Annotated in this window: 19 protein-coding genes; 8 read left to right on the plus strand and 11 right to left on the minus strand. The window is 74.3% G+C overall.

What is annotated here, in order from left to right:
- Positions 1-16: 16 nt before the first annotated feature.
- The 7 genes from LBW97_RS07740 (at position 17) to LBW97_RS07770 (ending at position 8,212) form a co-directional block, all read left to right on the plus strand.
- Entirely contained in the window at positions 17-886 is an 870-nt protein-coding gene (locus tag LBW97_RS07740; RefSeq protein WP_224498823.1) for an ABC transporter ATP-binding protein, read from the plus strand.
- Positions 879-1,649 (plus strand): ABC transporter ATP-binding protein, encoded by a 771-nt coding sequence (locus tag LBW97_RS07745; RefSeq protein WP_224498824.1) that lies wholly within the window; start codon positions 879-881, stop codon positions 1,647-1,649. Before LBW97_RS07740 ends, LBW97_RS07745 begins: the two co-directional genes overlap by 8 nt.
- 34 nt (positions 1,650-1,683) lie before the next feature.
- The gene (locus LBW97_RS07750) at positions 1,684-2,568 is read left to right on the plus strand and encodes a branched-chain amino acid ABC transporter permease (protein WP_224498825.1); all 885 of its coding nucleotides are present in this window, start codon (positions 1,684-1,686) and stop codon (positions 2,566-2,568) included.
- A gap of 2 nt (positions 2,569-2,570) precedes the next feature.
- Positions 2,571-3,749, plus strand: coding sequence for a branched-chain amino acid ABC transporter permease (locus tag LBW97_RS07755; RefSeq protein ID WP_224498826.1), 1,179 nt, complete (start codon positions 2,571-2,573; stop codon positions 3,747-3,749).
- Positions 3,750-3,838: 89 nt separating this feature from the next.
- Positions 3,839-5,185 (plus strand): ABC transporter substrate-binding protein, encoded by a 1,347-nt coding sequence (locus LBW97_RS07760; protein WP_304505410.1) that lies wholly within the window; start codon positions 3,839-3,841, stop codon positions 5,183-5,185.
- Between the two features lie 272 nt (positions 5,186-5,457).
- Positions 5,458-6,447 (plus strand): UDP-glucuronic acid decarboxylase family protein, encoded by a 990-nt coding sequence (locus tag LBW97_RS07765; RefSeq protein WP_224498827.1) that lies wholly within the window; start codon positions 5,458-5,460, stop codon positions 6,445-6,447.
- A gap of 130 nt (positions 6,448-6,577) precedes the next feature.
- Positions 6,578-8,212, plus strand: a complete 1,635-nt coding sequence (locus LBW97_RS07770; RefSeq protein ID WP_224498828.1) for a substrate-binding domain-containing protein — start codon at positions 6,578-6,580, stop codon at positions 8,210-8,212.
- A 63-nt stretch (positions 8,213-8,275) separates the two neighbouring features.
- Here LBW97_RS07770 and LBW97_RS07775 read toward each other — a convergent pair whose 3' ends face one another.
- The 9 genes from LBW97_RS07775 to LBW97_RS07815 all read right to left on the minus strand — a co-directional run bounded on the left by LBW97_RS07775 (position 8,276) and on the right by LBW97_RS07815 (position 17,689).
- Entirely contained in the window at positions 8,276-9,229 is a 954-nt protein-coding gene (locus LBW97_RS07775) for a glycosyltransferase family 9 protein (protein ID WP_224498829.1), read from the minus strand.
- Entirely contained in the window at positions 9,226-10,599 is a 1,374-nt protein-coding gene (gene rfaE2, locus LBW97_RS07780) for a D-glycero-beta-D-manno-heptose 1-phosphate adenylyltransferase (protein ID WP_224498830.1), read from the minus strand. The genes LBW97_RS07775 and rfaE2 overlap by 4 nt, the downstream gene beginning before the upstream one ends.
- Complete coding sequence (locus tag LBW97_RS07785; protein ID WP_224498831.1) at positions 10,596-11,264, minus strand: SIS domain-containing protein; 669 nt, start codon at positions 11,262-11,264, stop codon at positions 10,596-10,598. The genes rfaE2 and LBW97_RS07785 overlap by 4 nt, the downstream gene beginning before the upstream one ends.
- Positions 11,261-12,475: a glycosyltransferase gene (locus LBW97_RS07790; RefSeq protein ID WP_224498832.1), complete on the minus strand. Its 1,215-nt coding sequence runs from the start codon at positions 12,473-12,475 to the stop codon at positions 11,261-11,263. The genes LBW97_RS07785 and LBW97_RS07790 overlap by 4 nt, the downstream gene beginning before the upstream one ends.
- Complete coding sequence (locus tag LBW97_RS07795) at positions 12,472-13,452, minus strand: glycosyltransferase (protein ID WP_224498833.1); 981 nt, start codon at positions 13,450-13,452, stop codon at positions 12,472-12,474. The genes LBW97_RS07790 and LBW97_RS07795 overlap by 4 nt, the downstream gene beginning before the upstream one ends.
- Entirely contained in the window at positions 13,449-14,450 is a 1,002-nt protein-coding gene (locus LBW97_RS07800; RefSeq protein WP_224498834.1) for a glycosyltransferase family 9 protein, read from the minus strand. Before LBW97_RS07800 ends, LBW97_RS07795 begins: the two co-directional genes overlap by 4 nt.
- Complete coding sequence (locus tag LBW97_RS07805; RefSeq protein WP_224498835.1) at positions 14,447-15,937, minus strand: HAD-IIIA family hydrolase; 1,491 nt, start codon at positions 15,935-15,937, stop codon at positions 14,447-14,449. Before LBW97_RS07805 ends, LBW97_RS07800 begins: the two co-directional genes overlap by 4 nt.
- A gap of 86 nt (positions 15,938-16,023) precedes the next feature.
- Entirely contained in the window at positions 16,024-16,524 is a 501-nt protein-coding gene (locus LBW97_RS07810) for a MarR family winged helix-turn-helix transcriptional regulator (protein ID WP_224498836.1), read from the minus strand.
- 61 nt (positions 16,525-16,585) lie between these two features.
- Positions 16,586-17,689, minus strand: coding sequence for a hypothetical protein (locus LBW97_RS07815; protein ID WP_224498837.1), 1,104 nt, complete (start codon positions 17,687-17,689; stop codon positions 16,586-16,588).
- A gap of 163 nt (positions 17,690-17,852) precedes the next feature.
- Between LBW97_RS07815 and LBW97_RS07820 the strand changes: the two genes are divergently transcribed.
- Complete coding sequence (locus tag LBW97_RS07820) at positions 17,853-19,133, plus strand: alpha-hydroxy-acid oxidizing protein (protein WP_224498838.1); 1,281 nt, start codon at positions 17,853-17,855, stop codon at positions 19,131-19,133.
- 46 nt (positions 19,134-19,179) lie between these two features.
- On the opposite strand, the gene LBW97_RS07825 is transcribed toward LBW97_RS07820, so the two are convergent.
- Together LBW97_RS07825 and LBW97_RS07830 are read right to left on the minus strand one after the other, a co-directional pair.
- Positions 19,180-19,755, minus strand: a complete 576-nt coding sequence (locus tag LBW97_RS07825) for a class F sortase (protein ID WP_224498839.1) — start codon at positions 19,753-19,755, stop codon at positions 19,180-19,182.
- Complete coding sequence (locus tag LBW97_RS07830; protein ID WP_224498840.1) at positions 19,752-20,387, minus strand: hypothetical protein; 636 nt, start codon at positions 20,385-20,387, stop codon at positions 19,752-19,754. The genes LBW97_RS07825 and LBW97_RS07830 overlap by 4 nt, the downstream gene beginning before the upstream one ends.
- Between the last annotated feature and the right edge of the window lie 127 nt (positions 20,388-20,514).

Genomic DNA, 20,514 nt, shown 5'->3' on the forward strand with positions numbered 1-20,514 from the left:
CTGACGAAGAGGAGCAGTGGGCCCCTTGGCGCAGCCGACCGGCAGCCAGCAGAAGACCGACACAGTGCCCACGGCCCGGCTCGAGATGACCGGGATCAAGGTCGCCTTCGGCGGCGTCCTCGCCCTGTCCGACGTGTCGCTGACCGTCGAGCCGGGTCAGGTGCACGGACTCATCGGTCCCAACGGCGCAGGCAAGACGACGTTGTTCAACGTCGCCTGCGGCCTCGTGCGACCGACCGAGGGCCGGATCGTGTGGCGCGGCCAGGAGCTCCGCCGCCTCCGCCCGAGCCAGCTCACGAAGCTCGGCATCGCCCGCACCCTCCAGGGCGTGGGCCTGTTCGCCGGCATGACCGTGCTCGAGAACGTCATGATCGGCGCCCACCGGCACGCGAAGGCCGGCTTCGCGTCGGCCCTGCTGGCGCTGCCGATGTCGGACAAGGACGAGAAGCGGCTGCGCGAGCGCGCGGTCGCGGCGCTCACCGAGCTGGACGCCGTCCAGTACGCCGGCCGCTACCCGGGCTCGCTCCCCTACCCGGTGCAGAAGCGGGTGGCGCTGGCGCGGGCCCTGGTCTCCGAGCCCGACCTGCTCATGCTGGACGAGCCCGCCAGCGGTCTCTCCGAGGACGAGATGCACGAGCTGGGTGAGCTGATCCGCTCGCTGGCCGGCCGGGTCAGCGTGCTGCTCGTCGAGCACCACATGGACCTGGTCATGCGGGTCTGCGACCAGATCACGGTCCTCGACTCGGGCAAGCAGATCGCCGCCGGCACCCCCGCCGAGGTGCAGGCCGACCCCGCCGTCACCGAGGCCTACCTCGGCGACGCCGTCGACGTCGAGGCCGACGCGGCGGAGCTGACCAACGTGGACGGAGGACGCCACCATGGCTGAGAACCACGGCGCCACGGCGGTCTCCGCCGCCGGCAAGAGCGGCACCGCCGCCGGCACCCGCCTGCTCGAGGTGGAGAACCTGACCTCGGCCTACGGTCCGGTCCGCGCTCTCGACGGCGTCTCCCTGTCGGCCGAGGCCGGCCGCATCACCGCCGTCCTCGGTGCCAACGGCGCCGGCAAGACGACGCTGCTGCGCACGATCAGCGGACTGGTCCGCCCGGTGTCCGGCACGGTGCTGCTCGACGGGCAGGACATCACCAAGGCCCCCGTCGAGTCGATGGTGGGCAAGGGCATGGCGCACGTGCCCGAGGGCCGTGGGGTCATCGCCGAGCTGACCGTCGACGAGAACCTGCGGGTCGGCTCGCTGTTCCGCGGCAAGGTGGGCAAGGGCGAGTTCGACCGGGTCTACGACCTGTTCCCGCGCATCGCCGAGCGGAAGAACAACGCCGCGCACACGCTCTCCGGTGGTGAGCGGCAGATGCTCGTCATCGGTCGTGCGCTGCTGGCCCAGCCGCGGATCCTGCTGCTCGACGAGCCGTCCCTCGGGCTCGCGCCCCGGATCGTCGCGCAGATCTTCGGCCTCCTCCGTCAGCTGGTCGACTCCGAGGGGCTCTCGGTCCTGCTCGTCGAGCAGAACGCACGCAGCGCCCTGTCGGTCGCCGACGTCGGCGTCGTCCTCAACCTCGGCCGGGTGGTCGTCACCGACTCCGCCAGCACGCTGATGGGCGACGAGGACCTCCGGCACGCCTACCTCGGTTTCTGACCCTCCCGCACTGCCAGGAAGGCTTCCCACTGTCGTGGACTACTTCGTCAACGTAACGATCACCGGGTTGACCCAGGGCATGATCTATTCGGCGTTCGCGCTGGCCCTGGTGCTCATCTGGCGCTCCACCCGCATCGTCAACTTCGCGCAGGGCTCGATGGCCGCGGCCACCACCTTCATCGCCCTCGCGCTCATCCAGGCCGGCGCCTCCTACTGGGTGGCGCTGATCGTCGCCCTGGTGTCCGGCTTCGTCCTCGGCGCCGTCATCGAGCGGGTCATCATCCGGCCGGTCGAGGGCGGGCCCGAGCTCAACGCCGTCATCGTCACCCTCGGTCTCTTCGTGGCGATCCAGGCCCTGATCGCGATCATCTTCGGCTCGTCCTTCCAGTCCTTCCCCACGCCCTTCGGCGTGCGGGGCTTCGAGCTGGGCGACACGACGATCCCGCTGACCCCCACCAACCTGTACGTCATCGCCGCGGTGCTGGTCACGATGGCGCTGCTGGTCGCGCTGTTCCGGTTCACCCGCATCGGGCTGGCCATGCGCGCCTCGGCGTTCAGCCAGGAGGTCGCGCGGCTGCTCGGCGTCAAGGTCGGCGGGATGCTCACCCTCGGCTGGGGACTCGCCGCGGTCGTCGGCTCGCTGTCGGGCCTGCTCATCGCCGGCGGCACGTTCGTCTACCCGGCGTACATGGACTCGCTCATCGTCTTCGGGTTCGTCGCCGCGATCATCGGCGGCCTCGACTCGCCGGTGGGCGCGATCGTGGGCGGGCTGATCCTCGGCCTGGCGCTCAGCTACGTCAGCGGCTACGCCCCCCGCGGCAGCGCCCTGGTCACCATCTCCGCCCTGGTGATCCTCATCGGCGTCCTGCTGGTGCGGCCCGGCGGCCTGTTCAGCAGCAGCACGGCCCGGAGGGCATGACCATGAGCGATCTGCAGAGCTCCCCGTCCACCGCCGGCAAGGCCAGCGATGAGGCGCCCGTCGTCGCCACCGCCGGCGCCAACGCGACGTCGGCGTCCGCCAGCACCGGCCGTTCACTGCTCCCCGAGTCGACGCTGCTGCGGCACCTGCTCGCACTCGTCGTCTTCGCCGTGCTCGCCGTGGTGGTCCTCGAGGTCACCACCCCGTACCAGAACTCGCAGCTGGCGACGCTGACCTATTACGCCATCGCCGCCGGCGGCCTCACGGTGCTGACCGGCATGAACGGCCAGATCTCGCTCGGGCACGGCGCGCTCATGGCCGCCGGCGCGTACACGACGGCGCTGTTCCTCGACGCCGACGAGCCGCTCCCGCTGGTCGTGATCCTGCTGGCGTCGATCCTGGTCGCGATCATCATCGGCGCCCTGGTCGGTGTGGCAGCCGCGCGCTTGCACGGGCCGTACCTGGCCGGTGCAACTCTCGCCCTCGCCGTGGGTCTGCCCGGCCTGGCGATCTACTTCCACGACATCTTCGGTGGCGAGCAGGGCATGCGGGTGCGCGCACCCCAGGCCCCCGAGTCGTTCGACAGCTTCATCCAGCTCGTCTCGGGCAGCGCCGCCTCCAGCACCAAGTGGCTGGCCTACGTCGGCACGATCTGCCTGCTCCTGACCTACTTCTTCCTCGCCAACCTGGTGCGCAGCCGGATCGGCCGCACCTGGCGGGCGGTCCGCGACCAGGAGGTCGCCGCCGAGCTCGCCGGGATCAACCTCGGTGCCTGGCGGGTCCTCGCGTTCGTCGTCAGCGCGGCTGCCGCGGGCCTGGCCGGCGCGGTGCTCGCGCTGGTCGTCCGGCTCGCCGCACCGAGCGGGTTCACGCTGGTGCTCTCGCTCTCGCTGCTGACGGCGATCGTGCTCGGCGGGCTGGGCAGCCTCACCGGCGCCCTGATCGGATCGGCGCTGCTGGTCTTCCTGCCGCCCTTCGCCCGCGACATGGGCGCAAGCTTCGGGCTCGACCAGACCGAGGCCGCCCAGGTGGCCCCGTTCGTCTACGGCGTCGTGCTCGTCGTGGTGATGATCTTCGTCCCAGCCGGCCTCGTGGGCACCATCCGCCTCCGGTGGATGACCCGCAAGGCCAAGCGTGCGATGGCCCAGGCGCACGCCGACGGCGCCAGCAGCAGGGGGTGAGGGCAACCCCTTCGATCCGCCGCTCCAGGCCGCTCCACCCCACCCAGACTCCCGGGCACCGACGCCCGGGCCGCTTTAGAGGAGAACTGTTGTCCAGATCCTCCCGACGTCTCATGTCCGTGGTCGCCGCGGCGACCGTCGTCTCCACCCTCGCCGCCTGTGGTGGCGGGGATGACGGCGGCGGCTCCTCCGGTGGCAGCGGCGAGAACGAGGCCTCCGACACCGGCGTCACCGAGACCTCGATCAAGCTCGGCGCCCACTACCCGCTGACCGGTGTGGCCTCCCCCGGCTACAGCGAGATCCCCACCGGCGTGACCGCCTACTTCGACTGCCTGAACAAGGCGGGCGGGGTCTACGACCGCGAGATCGAGTTCGTCTACAAGGACGACACCTACAACCCGGCGCAGACCAGCCAGGTCACCAACGAGCTCGTCCTCAACGACGAGATCTTCGCGATGATGAGCGGCCTGGGCACGCCCACGCACAGCGCCGTCGTCGACTTCCTCAACGACGAGGGCGTCCCCGACCTGTTCGTCTCCTCCGGCTCCCTGATGTGGGGTGACAACCCGGAGGAGTACCCGATGTCCTTCGGCTGGCAGACCGACTATGAGAGCGAGGGGAAGATCATCGGCGAGTACATCGCCAACGAGTTCCCCGACGCCAAGGTCGGGCTCTTCCTTCAGGACGACGACTTCGGCGAGGACGGCGAGTCCGGCATCCGCCAGTACATCGACGACCAGATCGTCGCGGCCGAGCGGTACACCCCGGGCAACACGAACGTCGGCCCGCAGATCGCGGCGCTGCAGGCCGCCGGTGCCGACTTCGTCGTCGGCTTCAACGTGCCCAGCTACACCGCGCTCTCGCAGCTGACGTCGCTGGCGCTCGGCTACGACCCGCAGTGGTTCTACTCGAACGTGGGCTCGGACCCGAACCTGGTCGGCGGCCTGCTCAACCGCTTCAGCGAGGGCAAGGTCACCGACGCCGCTCTGCTGGACGGCGCGCTGACCACGGGCTACCTGCCCACGGTCGACATGACCGACAACCCGTGGATCACCGAGTTCCAGCGCATCTGGGACGAGTGCGGCGGCGAGGGTGAGCTCACCAACTACCGCGTCTACGGCATGTCGCAGGCCTACACGATGACGCAGGCCCTGCAGGCGGCCGGCCAGAACCCGACCCGTGAGGGCCTGGTCGAGGCAGTCGAGGCCGTCGGCGGCGAGTGGGAGGGTCCGGTGTTCGCGCCGTTCCGCTACTCCGAGGACAGCCACATGGGCACCGGTGGCATGACGATCGAGCGGATCGTCGGCAACGGTTCCGAGGAGGTCCAGCCCGTCCGGATCACCGACATCGGTGACGCCGAGATCGAGGAGTTCGACGGCGAGGCCTCCACCCCGCCGGCGAACGCCATCCCCGAGGAGGAGGCGTACGAGGGCTGATCCCTCCACGCTGAACTCTCTGCACTGACGGCGGGCCGTCGGACTCCTCCAGGAGTCCGGCGGCCCGTCGCCTTCCCCCGACTGCTCGGCTCACCCGGTGCTCTGCGCACGTTCCTCGCGCTCTGGCCGTCCTGCAGGAGTCGCAGAGCGCGAGAAACGCCCCAGAGCGGCGGCGGGGCGGCGGGGCGGGGGCTCGGCCGGGGTGTGTGCGCCCCCGGCCCGGGTAGGAGGGCCGCCGAGCGCCTGGGCGGGCGCATCCAGGGAGAGCAGCCATGGGCACCGGACCCGTACGGGAAGCACGCACGATCCGCCGCGCGGTGGTCACCGGCGGCGCCGGATTCCTCGGCTCCCACCTGTGCGAGCAGCTGCTGGAGCGCGGCGTCGAGGTGGTCTGCCTCGACAACTTCCTCACCGGCTCCCCCGAGAACGTCCTGCACCTCATGGAGCACCCCGGCTTCCGGCTGGTGCGCTGCGACGTCACCGACTTCGTGCACGTGCCCGGCCCGGTCGACCTCGTCCTGCACTTCGCCTCACCGGCCAGCCCGATCGACTACCTGAAGATGCCGATCGAGACGCTGAAGGTCGGCAGCCTCGGCACGCTGCACACCCTCGGGCTGGCGCACGAGAAGGGCGCCCGCTACGTCCTCGCCTCCACCTCGGAGGTCTACGGCGATCCGCTGCAGCACCCGCAGACCGAGGAGTACTGGGGCAACGTCAACCCTGTCGGTCCCCGCGGCGTCTACGACGAGGCCAAGCGGTTCAGCGAGGCCATGACCACCGCCTACCGGACGTCGAAGGGCACCGACACCGGCATCGTGCGGATCTTCAACACCTACGGACCACGGATGCGCGCCGACGACGGCCGCGCGATCCCCGCCTTCGTCGGCCAGGCGCTCGAGGGCCGTCCGCTCACGGTCGCCGGGGACGGGTCGCAGACGCGCTCCATCTGCTACGTCGACGACACCGTCGCGGGCATCCTGGCGATGGCCTTCTCCGTGGAGCCGGGCCCGATCAACATCGGCAACCCCGACGAGCTGTCGATGCTCCGGCTGGCCGAGTGGATCGTGGAGCTCACCGGCTCGACGTCCCGGATCGACTACATCGACCTGCCGGTCGACGACCCCAAGGTGCGCCGACCGGACACCACCCGCGCGCAGGAGCTGCTCGGCTGGCAGCCGCAGGTGCGGTCGGAGGACGGGCTCCGCCGCACCGTCGAGTGGTTCGCCGCCCACCGTGCGGCCACCCGGGCGCTGGCGGGCTGAGACGGCCCTGACCCGGTCTGACACCGGAAGTGGTCGGTGTCACACCGGGGGCCGAGGGTCGCGCCTCTAATCTGGACGACGCGGGCTCGGGGGGAGCCGCACCACCCCCGAGTCGATCCAGAGAGCGAGCATGGGCCGCCACGCCGATCCCACCGCAGCACGTCGCACGCTGTCGCTGCCCCTTCTCGTCGCCGCAGGCGTCGTCGTCCTCCTGGTCGCCGGCGGACTGACCTGGTGGTGGACGGGCTCTGACGCGTGCGACACCCGGCAGACCGTCGCGGTCACCGTCGCCCCGGAGATCGGGACGCTCGCCGAGGAGCTGCTGGCCGAGCCGGTGGAGCTCGACGGCGGGCTCTGCGCCGTGGCCGAGGTGACCGCGCAGCAGCCGGTGCAGACGGTCGGTGACCTGGCCGCGCTCGAGGCCGACGCCCTGCCCGACGTGTGGGTGCCCGACTCCTCGCTGTGGACTGCCCGCGCCGGCGACGCCCCCGTGGAGCCGGTCGGCTCGTTCGCCTCCTCCCCCGTGGTCCTGGCCACCAGCCGGGACGCCGTCGAGTCGCTCGGCTGGAACGAGAAGGCTCCGGGCTGGAGCGAGGCCCTGGCCGGGGAGCAGGCGCTGGCCGTGCCCGACCTCGCGACCAACGCCGAGGGAGTGTCCGCGCTCGCGGCCGTCCGCGGCGCCCTGGGCGGTGGCGAGGAGGCCGACAACGCCGTCGTCCAGGCGGTCCTGGCCGCGCAGCGCGGTCCGGCGATGTCGTCGGCGGACGGACTCGCCGCCGGCCGGGACGGCGGTGCGGATGCTCCCCTCGTGCCGGTCAGCGAGCAGGAGGTCTACAGCTCGAACCAGCAGTCCGAGGACTCCGCGCTGGTCGCCGTCTACCCGGCCGAGGGCAGCCCGGCGCTGGACTACCCCGTCCTACGGGTCGGCTCCCCGTCGGGCGACGCCGCCACGGCGATCAGCGCGATCGTGGCCCGGCTGACCTCCGACACCGCTCGCGACGCCGCCATGAAGGCCGGCTTCCGCGGCCGGGACGGCGCCACCCCCGACGACGCCGGCGACTCCGGCATCCAGCAGGAGGCCCCCACCGCGCTCGCGCTGGACCCGGCCGCCGTGCAGGCGCTGCTCGGGCGGCTCTCCAGTCTCGCCTCGCCGTCGCGCATCCTCACGGCTTTCGACGTCTCGACGTCGATGAAGGCACCCGTCGGCGACGGCACCCGCGCCACCCTCGCCCGCGACGCCGCCAAGTCGACGCTCTCCCTGGTCCCCGGCGACTACGCCCTCGGGCTGTGGGTCTTCGCCTACGAGCTCGAGGGCGGCCAGGACTGGGCCGAGCTGGTGCCCACCCGCGAGCTGGACGCCGACGTCGAGGGCCGGACCCAGCGCGCGGTGCTCGACGAGCAGCTGGACAGCATCCCGGGCCGGCTCACCCCCGGCGGAACGGGCCTGTACGACACCACGCTGGCCGCGGTCCGGGCCGCGCGGGACAACTACGACCCGACCGCGGTGAACAGCATCCTGGTGCTCACCGACGGCACGAACGAGGACGACGACGCCGGTCTCACGCTGGAGAACCTGCTGATCACGCTGGCGTCCGAGACCGATTCCGACCGGCCGATCAAGGTCATCGGGGTGGCCCTGGGCCCGGACGCCGACCTGGCGGCGCTGGAGCAGATCGCGGAGGCGACAGGCGGCGAGGCGTACTCCGCCGTCGACCCGGCCGACCTGCAGACGGTGCTCTTCGACGCCCTCCGCCAGCGCGGGTAGCGGTAGCAGTTCTGTCGCGCCGAGTGGGCCCCGCAGGGGTCCGCGCAGGCGAGACGGGCGCGCTCAGCGCCGCGGGGGAACGGCTCCTGGTCGCGGTGCCGCCCGGAGGGTGGCGAGGGCATGGAGCACCTCGTCGACGGTGATCGCGGCGAGGGCGGGGTCGAGCTCGGTGCCCCACGGGTCGCCGGCGCCGTCCCCGTGCCAGAGGACGACGTGCTGCTCCCGCGGCGGCGGCCCCCACAGCGCGGGTGACACCGGGCCGAAGAGCACCACCGACGGCCGCCGGTAGGCCGTGGCGAGGTGCGCGACGCCGGTGTCCCCGCAGACGACGACGCGGGCCGCAGCCACCACGGCGGCGAGCTCCATCGACGTCGTCCGGCCGGCGAGCACGGCGTCGTCGTCCAGCCCCGCCGCGGAGGCGACCGCCCGGGCCAGCTCCACTTCGGCCGGCCCGCCGGTGATCCGGACGTCATGGCCGGCGTCGGCGAGGAAGCGGGCGACGGCGGCGAAGCGGTCGGGGGGCCAGCGGCGTCCTGGATAGGCGGCCCCCGGGTGCACGACCGACGCCCCGGTGACCGGCGGAGCCACGGCCGGGACGGCGAGGTCGAGCGCGTCGGGGTCGGCCTCGACGCCCAGCCCCTCCGACACCAGCCGGCACCAGCGCTGCACCTCGTGTTCGTCGGGGTGCCAGGTCGGTCCGGGATAGCCGGGGCTGTCGAACGTGAGCAGCCGCGCAGGCTCCAGCTCGGCAACGACCACGTGCGAGGCCGGGCCCTTGCCGTGCAGGTCGACGGCGAGCTCGGGGGGCGGACCGACCCAGTCCAGGGGTTCCAGCTCACGGGCGGGCAGCACCTCGTCGACGGCGTCGATCAACCCGGCGAGGGGAGCCAGCGCGGAGGTGGTGGCCAGCACCAGCCGATGGTCGGGCACCGCCGCCCGGATCGCGCGGATCGCCGGGACGCCGGTGAGCAGGTCCCCCAGACCCAGCGGCCGGAGGACCACGGCCCTGGGCCTCACACCCTCGAGCGTTCGACCAGGGCGGTGGTCGAGTGACCGTCCAGGTAGGGCAGCACGACGGCCTGGCCGCCCCAGGTCCGCAGCACCTCGGCCTCGGGCAGGTCCGCGCCGGCGTAGTCACCACCCTTGGCCCACACGTCGGGCCGCAGCCACTCCAGCACCGCCGACGGGGTGTCCTCCTCGAAGACGACCACGGCGTCGACGAACTCCAGCGCCTCCAGTACGCGCGCACGGTCCGGAGCGCTGACCAGCGGCCGCGAGGGGCCCTTCAGCCGGCGCACCGAGTCGTCGGAGTTGATGCAGACGACGAGGCAATCGCCCAGTCCGCGGGCGGCCCGCAGCGTGGCGACGTGGCCGGGGTGCAGCAGGTCGAAGCAGCCCCCGGTGGCGACGACGGTGCCGCCGGCGGCCCGCACCCGCGCGATCACCCCGTCGGCACCTGGCTCGGCGACGACGTTCGGGGCGTCGTCAGCGGCGTCCCAGGTGGTGGCGCCACCGCGGGCGACGAACGCCGACGCGAAGGCGACGGCCGCCGCGACAGCCTCGCCGGTGACCGCGCCCTCGGCGAGCGCCAGCGCGGCCGACGCCGCGAACGAGTCGCCCGCCCCACACGGGTCTCCCCCGGTCACCGCGACGGCGGGCACCACCATCGGCGCGCCTGAGCCGTAGGAGAGCAGCGCGCCGCGGGCGCCCATCGTCACCGCGACCGCGCCGACGCCCCACTGCTCGATGAGCGCCTCCGCCCGAGCCCCGACCGCGGCCAGCCCGTCGCCGGACACGTCGGACACCACACGCGCGGCCTCCGCGGCGTTCGGCGTCACCAGGCGGACCCCGCGCACCGGGTCGGCGCCGCGCGGGTGCGGATCCCACACGACCGGGCCACGCGCGGAGGCCAGCGCCTTCCGCACGTCGGCCGCCGCCGTCGTCCCCCGGCCGTAGTCGGCCACCAGCACGGCGGCGGCGTCCCGGATCGCGTCGCGGGCCTCGTCGGGCAACGCACCCAGGGCCGCCACCGGGGCGCCGCTGTCCAGCCGGGCCACGGAGTGGTCGCCCACCCGCACCCGCTGCTTCACGGCGGTGCCGCCCGACGCCGGGACCTCGATCACCCGCACGCGACCGGCCAGCAGCTCCCGCAACCGGGCGGCGCCCTCGTCGGAGTCGAACGGCGCGATCAGCACCACCTCGCGCGATCCGGCTGCCGCCGCGATCACCGCGGCGAGAGCGGCCCCGCCGGGGCGTTCCCGCCGCTCGATGTCCTCGACCACCGGCACCGGCGCGTCGGGGGTCAGCCGCGAGGCCGACCCCACGAGGTCGACGTCGAGCAGCGCGTCCCCGACGACGACGATCGCTCCCCCACCCACCCGGCTCATCGGAGCACCGGCCCGGACGGCACGCGCGCGGGCTCGGCGAGCACCGCCTCGTCGAAGGCGGCGCAGACCAGGTGCAGCGCGACCAGGTGGCACTCCTGCACGGTGGCGGTCCACGGGGAGTCGATGCAGACAGCGTCGTCGGCCGCGGCGGCGAGCGGGTTGGGTGCCGGGCCGGTCATCGCCAGCACGGTGATCCCGCAGTCCCGGGCTCGCCGCGCGGCGGCGACGGCGTTCGGCGAGCGGCCCGACGTCGACAGCAGGATCAGCACGTCGCCGGGGCGGCCGTGCGCCTCGACCTGCCGGGCGAACAGCTCGTCGGCGGGATAGTCGTTGGCGATCGCGGTGAGCGACGAGGTCTCCGCGGTCAGGCAGATCGCGGAGAACGGCGGCCGGTCGGCGCGGTAGCGGCCCACCAGCTCGGCGGTCAGGTGCTGGGCCTGGGCGGCGCTGCCGCCGTTGCCCGCGGCCAGCAGCCGGCCGCGCGTCTCGGAGCACAGCACGTCGGCGACCAGCTTCCCCCACCGGTCGAGGGCGTCCAGCTGGCCGTTCAGCGAGCCGAGCGCGGCGGTCAGCGAGGCGACGTGGTCGGCCCCGGTCAGGTGGGTGCACGTGTCCGGCATCGGGACCACGACGTTCTCCCGGAAGGTGTGCGGCGGGATGCTCATCGGGCGACCTCCACGGGGCGACGGCGGGCGAGGACCTGCCGGTAGACGGATTCGGTGTCGGCGACGACCCGGCTCCAGCGGTAGCGGGCTCGGGCCCGCTGCACGCCGGCGGCGCCGTAGGCGGCGCGTCGGTCGTCGTCGGCCAGCAGCGCGGCGAGGACCTCGCCGAGCCGCGCGGGGTCCCGCGGTGGGACGAGATCGCCGGTGACGCCGTCGGCGACGGAGTCCTGCAGGCCGCCGACGGCGGTGGCGACCACCGGCCGGCCGCACGCCATGGCCTCCAGCGGGGTGATGCCGAACGGCTCGTACCAGGGCACGGCGAGGACGACGTCGGCCGAGCGGATCCAGGCCGGCACGTCGGCGCGGGCGACGGCGCCGGTGAAGACAAGCCGGTCGGCCACCCCGGCATCGGCCGCCACGGCGCGCAGCCGGGACACCTCCGGGTCGCCGTCCAGCTGATCGGCCGGCGGACCGCCGACGACGACGAGTTCGGCGTCGGGCACCGCGCGCAGGGCCCGCACGGCGTCGTCCTGCCCCTTGCGCTCGACGATCCGGCCGAGGACGAGCAGGCGGTGACGGTCCGAGCGCGGCGCGACCGGCCCGTCCGGGGTGAAGACCGAGGTGTCGACGCCGCACGGCACGATCGAGACGCGGTCGCCGGCCAGCCCGAGCCGGCGCAGCTCGAAGACCTCGTCGGAGCAGGTGGCGACGACGTGGCTGACGTCGCGGCACAGCCCGCGCTCGAGGTCGATCCGCTCGGCGGGCGAGGGATCGGCGTCGCCCTGGTGCCGGCGCTTCACCGAGCCGAGCGCGTGGAAGGTCTGCAGCACCGGGACCGGACGCAGCAGGCTGACCGACGCCTCGACCGCCGCGAGCCCGCTCATCCAGAAGTGCGCGTGCACGACATCCGGCGGCGCGGCGGCCCACCCGTGCCGGAGCACGCGGGCGAAGGCCGGCATGTGCTGCAGCAGCTCGTCCTTGGGCAGCGTCTCGGGCGGGCCGGCGGTCACGTGGACGACGTTGTAGCCGTCCTGCACCACCACCCGCTCCGGCAGCGAGGCGTCGTCCCGGCGGGTGTGCACGGTGACCTCGTGCCCGCGCTCCGCGAGCCCCGCGGCCAGGGCGGCGACGTGCACGTTCTGCCCGCCGGCGTCGACCCCGCCGATGGCGGCGAGCGGGCTGGCGTGCTCGGACACCAGGTCGATCTTCATCGGGTCACCTCTCCGAGCAGGGCGTCCCAGTCGCGCAGGAAGCGGTCCAGCCCGTAGCGCTCCAGCGCCGCCGACCGGGCCGCCTTCCCGGCCAGCCGCGCGGCGTCCTCGTCGTGCACGAACTCGCGGACGGCGGCCCACAGCCGCTCGGGCCGGGTGGAGAGCACGCCGGCCTCGGCGGGCACCGCCTCCACGACCTCCGTCGTCGCGAGCGCCACGACCGGCAGGCCCAGGTGCATCGCCTCCAGCAGCGAGAGGCCCAGCGAGGTCCAGCGCACCGGGTGCACGTACACCCGGCGGCGGGCCAGCTCGGCGTGCATCGCGGCCTGCGGCGGGTCGTCGAAGAGCGTGACCCGCGCGGGGTCCAGGCCGTACCGCTCGTGCAGCCCGGCCAGCCCCATGCCGAAGACGTCCACGGGCGCGACCGCGGCGAGCCCGGGCAGCAGGTCGGCGCCGACGGTCCGGCCGCGGCGTACCGGCTCGTTGGTGACGACGGCGGCGTGCGCCAGCTCGCCGGTGTACCGCTCCCCCGGGTCGACGATGCCGTGCTCGATGACAGTCGTCGGCGCGCGGCCGTTGTCGTAGAAGAGCTCGTTGAAGTGCGTGACGTGCGCGATCGGGATCTCGGACTGGTCGGCCATCGGGTGCCGGGTGTGCGGGACCGGCCCGTCACCGGGCTCCAGCCCCGGCGCGTTGTGCTCGAGGAAGACGGCGGGCAGGTCCCGTCCGGGCTCGCGCCCCAGCCACTCGCGGACCAGCTCCAGGTCGCGACGCCGCTGCAGCACGACGACGTCGACGTGCTCGGCCCGGAGCTGCTCGGGGGTCACCTCGCGCGCCGACGCGGGCCAGTTCCAGGTGCGGGCGCGGCCCAGCCCGTCGGGACCCCGATCAGGGACGACGGGCAGGAGGTACTCGTGCTCCCCTTGGACGAACGCCGTCGTCCACGAGCCGTGCACGTGCCAGAGCAGGATGTTCACGCGCTCACCAGCTTCTCCACGGCGGCGACGACGTCGGCGGCGCTCACCGAGGCGAGACAGGGATGGCCGGGCACCGGGCACTCGCGGGCCCGGGTGTCGCGACAGGGCGCGGACTGGTCACCCAGCAGCACGGTCGGCACGCCGTACGGCGCCCACCGCGCGGCCGGCACGACCGGGGAGAAGAGCGAGACGACGGGCGTTCCGACCGCGGCGGCGAGGTGCGCCGGGCCGGTGTTGCCGACGACGACGGCGACCGCACCGTCGAGCAGCGCGGCCATCTCCGGCAGCGACGTCGCCCCGCCGAGGTCGATCCCGCGGACGCCGGCGACCTGCGCGGTGAGCGCGCGCTCCCCCGGGCCGCCGGTGACCAGCACGCGGTAGCCGGCGTCGGCCAGCGCCTCGACGGCCTCCGCGCAGCGCTCCGGCGGCCAGGCGCGGGCGGGAACGGAGGCGCCGGGGTGCAGCACGACATAGCCGGGGTCGTGCGCGGCCGGGGGCAGGGGCCGTCGCACGGAGAGCCGGCCGTCGTCGCCGTCGGGCAGCTCGAACCCTGCGGCCCGGGCGAGCGAGAGCGCCCGCTCGGGCTCGGGGAGGTCGTCGTCCACCGAGTGCCGCACGTCGAGCAGCGAGCCCGGGTAGTCGACGCTGATCGCCGAGATCCGCGGCACGCCCGCGGTGCGCAGCAGCATCGCCAGGGGCAGGGGCGACTGGTGGAACGACGTGGAGAGAACCGCCTCGTCCGGCGCCAGCGCCCGCACCCGGTCGGTGAGCGCGGCGAGATCGGCGGCATCGACCGGCGGCGGGTCGCCGAGGATCCACGGGCAGGCCCAGGTCCAGACGTCGTCGACGCCGGGGAGCAGCCCGGCCGCCGCGGCGCCCGCCGGCCCGGCGAGGAAGACGACGCGGTCGGCGCCGTGCGCGACCGCGCGCACGAGCGGGCCCTGGAGGAGCACGTCGCCGGCGTTGTCCAGGCGCGCGACGAGCACCGTGCGGGTCACCAGGAACCGCCCAGGACCACGTCGACCGCCTCGCCCAGGTCGCGCAGGGCCCACGTCGCGGCAGCGATCTCGGCATCCCGCGTCACCGGCGTCGGCACCAGGATGCCCACCGCGCCCGCCGCGGCCGCCGCCTCGACGTCGGCCCCGATGTCACCGACGACGACGCAGCGTGCGGGGTCGACGTCGAGCTCGGCGCAGGCGGCCTCGACCATGCCCGGAGCGGGCTTGCGGCAGGCGCAGCCGTCGTCCGGGCCGTGCGGGCAGTACTGGACGGTGTCGAACGGGCCGAGGAGTTCGGTGAGCCGGGCCATGCAGGCGTCGACCTGCTCGCGGGTGATCAGCCCACGGGCGACGCCGGACTGGTTGCTGACGACGCCCACCCGCACCCCGCGGGCGCGCAGCGCGTCCAGCGCCTCCTTCGCCCCGTCGACGGGCCGGACCCACGCGGGGTCGCCGTTGTAGGGGAAGTCGTGCACGAGGGTGCCGTCGCGGTCGAAGAGCACCAGGTCGGGCAGGCCGCGCCACTGCCGCACGCCGACGTGCCGCACCACTCCGCGCAGCCAGTGCCAGGTGGCGAGCGGCGGGATCACCGCACTCGTGAGGGCCATGGTGGCCATTTCGGCCCTGGTGCGCGGGCCGGGGGCGATGCGGGCCCAGGCGAACTCCGCGGTGCCGGCGGCCCAGACGGCGGCCGCGGCCAGGGCGGCCCGCGGCCTCCGAGTCGCGGCGAGCCCGAGCGCGGCCACCCCCGCCACGGTGACGGCGGTGTGCTGCGGACGGCGGCCGAGCGCGGCGTCGGCCCGGTCGCGCCAGTCGGCGCCGTGCAGCCGGCGCATGAGGACGTCGTCGGCGTTGCCGGCCTGCACGCGCACGCTGACCCAGCGGTCGGCGGGGCGCACCGGGTGGGTGATCCACCGCTCGCCGCGCACCAGCCTCGAGCCGGTGCCCATCACCCGCAGCGCGAGGTCGGAGTCCTCCCGGAAGGCGCGGGGAAAGCGCTCGTCGAAGCCGCCCACCTGCGCCAGCGCGGCGCGGCGGTAGGCGAGGTCGGCGGTGATCCAGCTGGAGGTGGCCAGCCCGGCGGTGCCGCGCTCCCAGTCGGTGGGGCGGCGGTCCTCCGGCAGCGGTACGCGCACGCGGCCCTGGCTGCCCGCGACGTCGGCCGGCAACGAGCCCAGGTCCGCGGCGAGCGCGGAGTACCAGTCGGGGTCGGTCACGACGTCGTCGTCGAGGAAGGCGATCCACCCGGTGCGCGCGGTGCGCCAGCCGAGGTTGCGCGCGCGGGCGGGCCCGCCGCCTCCGGTGCGGACGACGCGGACCGGCGGCAGCCCGGGCCGCTCGGGGCGCAGCGGCTCCCCCGTCGGGCGGTCGTCGACCAGGATCAGCTCGGCCGGGCGGGGGCCGGGAGCGGCGGCCAGCGCGTCGAGCAGGACGTCGAGCGACGGCCGCCCGATCGTCGGCACGACCACCGTCACCTGCTCGAGCATGACCGGCGTCGTGCCCGATCCCGGGGCGCGGAAACACTACGGGCTCGAAGCGTCGGAGGGTCGTCGCCTGCCGTTCGCCCAGCGGCTCAGAGGCGGTCGCGGGCGGCCGAGGAGACGCGCGCCAGGGCGTCGGTGACCACCCCGGCGTCGTCACCGAGCAGGCCGAGCAGGTGGGTGACCATGGCGTCGTGCGTGGCGGCCGCCGTGACCACCCGCTGCCGGCCGGCGGGCGTCAGCCGGGCGTGCAGGAGCCGCCGGTCCCCCGCACCGCGCTCGCGGACGACCAGGCCCTGGGCGACCAGCCGGTCGACCGTGCTGGTCACCCCGGCACGCGAGAGGCCGACGGCCTCGGCGACGTCACCCATGGAGGCGCGCTCACCCGGCGACTCGGCGATGCGGCGCAGCACCTCGAAGCCGGTGAGCGAGAGGTCGTAGTGGCGGTGCAGCGCAGAGTCGACCCGCCGGGTGATGCGGTCGTGCACCTGCACGATGCGCAGCCAGGTCTCGGCCGGCCGGGGAGCGGCTCCGGGAAGAGAGGCGGCGTTCCGCGGAACACCGCGTGCGAGCGCGTCCTCGGGCCGGTGCACGCGCCCGGGGTCCCCCGATCGGAGAACGGCGAAACCGCCGTCAGGCGCGGCGCACAGCGTGTCACCCGAGACGCTCCGCGCGCTCGGCGCGCGAGCGCCCGGCGACGGAGACCAGCGCTCCCACGCTGCCGACCAGCGCCACGGCCGCGGCCACGAGGGAGCCCAGGGCGAGCGCTCCTCCGGCGCCGCCCACGGCTCCTTCCGCCGAGGCGACCTGGAGGTCCACGCCGGTGGTCGTCGCGGAGTCCGCACCGACCAGATCGAGCGTGGCCGGACCGGCCTCGGCCGCGTCGGGGATGCGGACGTCGACGCGCACCGTCCCGTCCGGCCCGGCGGTCGCGGTGGCGATCACGGTCTCGGTGCCGCGCAGCAGGATGTCCACCCGCTCACCGGGCAGGAAGCCCGCGCCGCGCAGCGTCACCGTGCCTCCCGGGGCGACGGCGCCCGCCGGGGCCGGCCGCCCACCGGCCGTCGGACCACCGGCCGTCGGACCCCCTGCCGTGGTCCCACCGGCCGGGTCGGACGTGCGCGTCGGGGCGTCGGTCGTGGGGCTGGGCGCCGGGCGCGAGGAGCTCGAGGGGGTGCCGGGCCGCGTCGTCGTCCCGGTCGATCCGCCGCCGGGCGGCGACGTGCTCGGGCTCGTCGGCTCCAGCGTGGCGGTGGGGGTCGACGGCGGAGTGACCGGCGGGTTCAGGATCGCCCGGCAGTCCTCGGTGGTCGGCCGGGTGAGGGTGTAGTCGTCGAGCTCGTCGACGAAGGTGACGCCGGAGCCGTCCCGAGCGGTGAACTCCAGCCGCGGGTCGATGGTCTCGCCCGGGGCGACGTCGCCGGTCTGCAGCAGCGCAGAGCCCTGCGCGACCAGGACGACCTCGTCCTCACCCGCCGGGCGCCGGGTGGTGGCGAGCCGCACCGCGTAGGCAGCGGTGCCGGCGACCACCTCGACGACGATGCCGCCGGGCTGGCAGCTCGGGCCCCGGGTCACCTGGACGTTCGGGCGCGTCGGGTCGTCGATGGCGAGGGCGGGACCGGCCAGGACGACGGCGCCGGACATCGCGGCCACGAGGAGGCCGGTCACGATCCCGGTGGAACGGGCGAGGCGGCGCGGAACACCCGACGTCGTCGCGTCGGGGGCCTGACCGGAACTGGTGCTCAGCCCGTCCTCCATTTCGGTGCACTGGAGTTTCAGATGATGCCGGAAGTGACGCTTCGTTGCTACGCCGTTACGCGCGTGTCGTGCGTGTCGTGCGGCGTGTCCGAATTTCGTTCCCCGGCGAGCCGATCAGCAACCACCTCGGCAGGGGTGAGATCGCGGTCACTACGGTGAGCGCGTGGACGAGACGGGCGCAGGACGGCGCCGGCAGAACGAGGTGTACCGGGCCGGGGTCTTCGGTCGCTCCCCCGCGGTGCCGGTGGGCATCCGGCGGTTGCAGGAGCGGGCGAAGCGGGTGCTGGACGCCCGCGCGTACGCCTACGTCGCAGGTGGTGCCGGCGACGAGGCGACCCAGCGCGCCAACCGCGCCGCCTTCGACAAGTGGGCGGTCGTTCCGCGGGTGCTGCGCGATGCGAGCGTCCGCGACACCTCGGTGGAGCTCTTCGGCCGCCGACTGCCCGCGCCCCTGCTGCTCGGCCCGGTGGGCGCGCTCGAGCTGGTGCACTCGGAGGCCGACCTCGCCGTCGCCCGCGCCGCGGCGGCGACCGGTGTGCCGATGGTCTTCTCCAACCAGGGCTCCCGCTCGATGGAGGAGTGCGCCGCCGCCATGGGCGACTCCCCCCGCTGGTTCCAGCTGTACTGGTCGACCTCCGACGAGCTGGTCGAGAGCCTGATCGGCCGCGCCGAGGCCGCCGGGTGCGAGGCGCTGGTGGTCACCCTCGACACCACGATGCTCGGCTGGCGCCCCCGCGACCTCGACCTCGGCCACCTGCCGTTCGCGCTGGGCAAGGGCATCGCGCAGTACACCTCCGACCCGGTCTTCCGCCGGCTCGTCGAGGAGCGGGCTGCCGGGGCCGGCCCCCGCGAGCCGCAGCCCCGGCCCACGCCCGCGGCCGTGCGCGCCCTGGTCTCGATGGCGAAGGCCTGGCCCGGCTCGTTCCGCGACAACCTGCGCTCACCGCTGCCCCGCGCCGCCGTCGAGACCTTCCTGTCGATCTACTCCCGGCCCTCGATCAGCTGGGACGACCTGGTCTGGCTGCGGTCGAAGACGCGGCTGCCGATCCTGCTCAAGGGCGTCCTGCACCCCGACGACGCCCGTCAGGCGCTCGACGCCGGCGTGGACGGTCTCGTCGTCAGCACGCACGGCGGCCGCCAGGTGGACCGCTCGATCTCCGCCCTGGACGCGCTCCCCGACGTGCTCGGCGCCGTCGCCGGCCGCGTGCCGGTGCTGCTGGACAGCGGCATCCGCAGCGGCGCCGACGTCTTCACCGCGGTCGCGCTCGGGGCGACGGCGGTGCTGCTCGGCCGACCGTTCGCCTGGGGGCTGGCGCTCGCCGGCGAGCAGGGCGTGCGCCAGGTCATCGAGGACGTCGTCGGCGAGTTCGACCTGACCCTCGGCCTGACCGGGCACACCGCCGTCGACCAGCTCAGCCCGGACATCCTGCGCCGGGTGGGCTGATCGCCCGCGGTGCGGGTGGTCCCGATCGGGACCGCCCGCACCCGGGTCAGACCAGGTCTGCGTAGACGATGATGTTGTCCTGGTAGTTGTTGCTCGCGGCGTCGAAGACCCCGCCACAGGTGATGACGCGGAGCTCGGGAGAGTCGGTGTCCGCGTAGACCCGGTCGGCGGGGAACGCGTCCTTGTCCGCGTGCTGCACCTCGGTCACGACGAAGGTCATCGCGTCGACCACGATCTCGTCACCGGGCTCCAGCTCGGCCAGCCGCGCGAACACGCCCGGCCGCCCGCTCCCGTTGACGTGCCCCAGGATGATCGCGGGGCCAATCTGACCCGGCTCGGGTCCGGGCTCGTACCAGCCGGCCTGCTCGGGCGCGGTCACCGGCGGGACCTCGTGCTCGTTCGTCTCGGTCAGCCCCAGCGGCACCAGCGACGACTGCACCCCGATGTCCGGGATCGTCACGCTGTCGGGGTCGCCGACGACGGGGGCGGCCGCGACGACCGCCGGCGCGGTCGTCGAGGTGGGCGCCGCCTGCGGGGCGGGCTCGACGGGCTCCGGGCCGGAGCCGCACCCGGTCAGTAGCAGACCGAGTGCGGCTCCGACCGCTGCGGAACGAATCGTCACGCCGAGCCGGTGTTGATCCCGGCCTTGGTGTTCGGGACGACGCTCACCTGGGTGTGGTACCGGCTGGCGCCCGCGACCCCGTCCTTGCCGTGCTTCCCGGGCTTGCCGTCGTGGCCGTCCTTGCCGTCCTTGCCGTCGTGCCCGTCCTTGCCGTTCTCACCGTCGTGACCGTCGTGGCCCGCGTCGCCACCGTCACCGCCGTTGCCGCCATTGCCGCCGTTGCCGCCGTTGCCGCCGCCACCGGCACCGCCGTCGCCACCGGCACCGCCGTCGCCACCGGCACCGCCGTCGCCACCGGAGCCGCCACCGTGGCCGTCACCGCCGGCACCGCCGTCGCCGCCCTCGCCGCCGTCGCCGCCGTCGCCGGAACCGGAACCGTCGCCGCCGTCACCGCCATCGCCGGCGTCACCGCCGTCGCCACCGTTTCCGCCGCCGTAACCACCGTCGCCGCCGGCACCGCCGTCGCCGCCGTCGCCGCCGTCGCCACCGTTGCCGCCGCCGTTGTCGTAGCAGTCCACCTGGCACTTGTTGTCGCCGCCGCCGGTCTCGGCCGAGGCCGGCAGGGTGGTCAGGATCAGCGACGCGCTCGCACCGAGCACACCAGCGGCCAGGACCGACTTGATCTTGCGCATGGTTTCTCCTTGTGACTGAGAGCGACATCGCCCCCCGTGACCAAACCGTGATCGGCTCGGCGAGACGGGACCGTATACAGAGATCGGTGGGGCAAAAGGCCTGAAGAACGCCAGTAATTTGCTCAGA

The sequence above is a fragment of the Blastococcus sp. LR1 genome (genome assembly GCF_020166105.1).
Classification (GTDB): Bacteria; Actinomycetota; Actinomycetes; order Mycobacteriales; family Geodermatophilaceae; genus Blastococcus.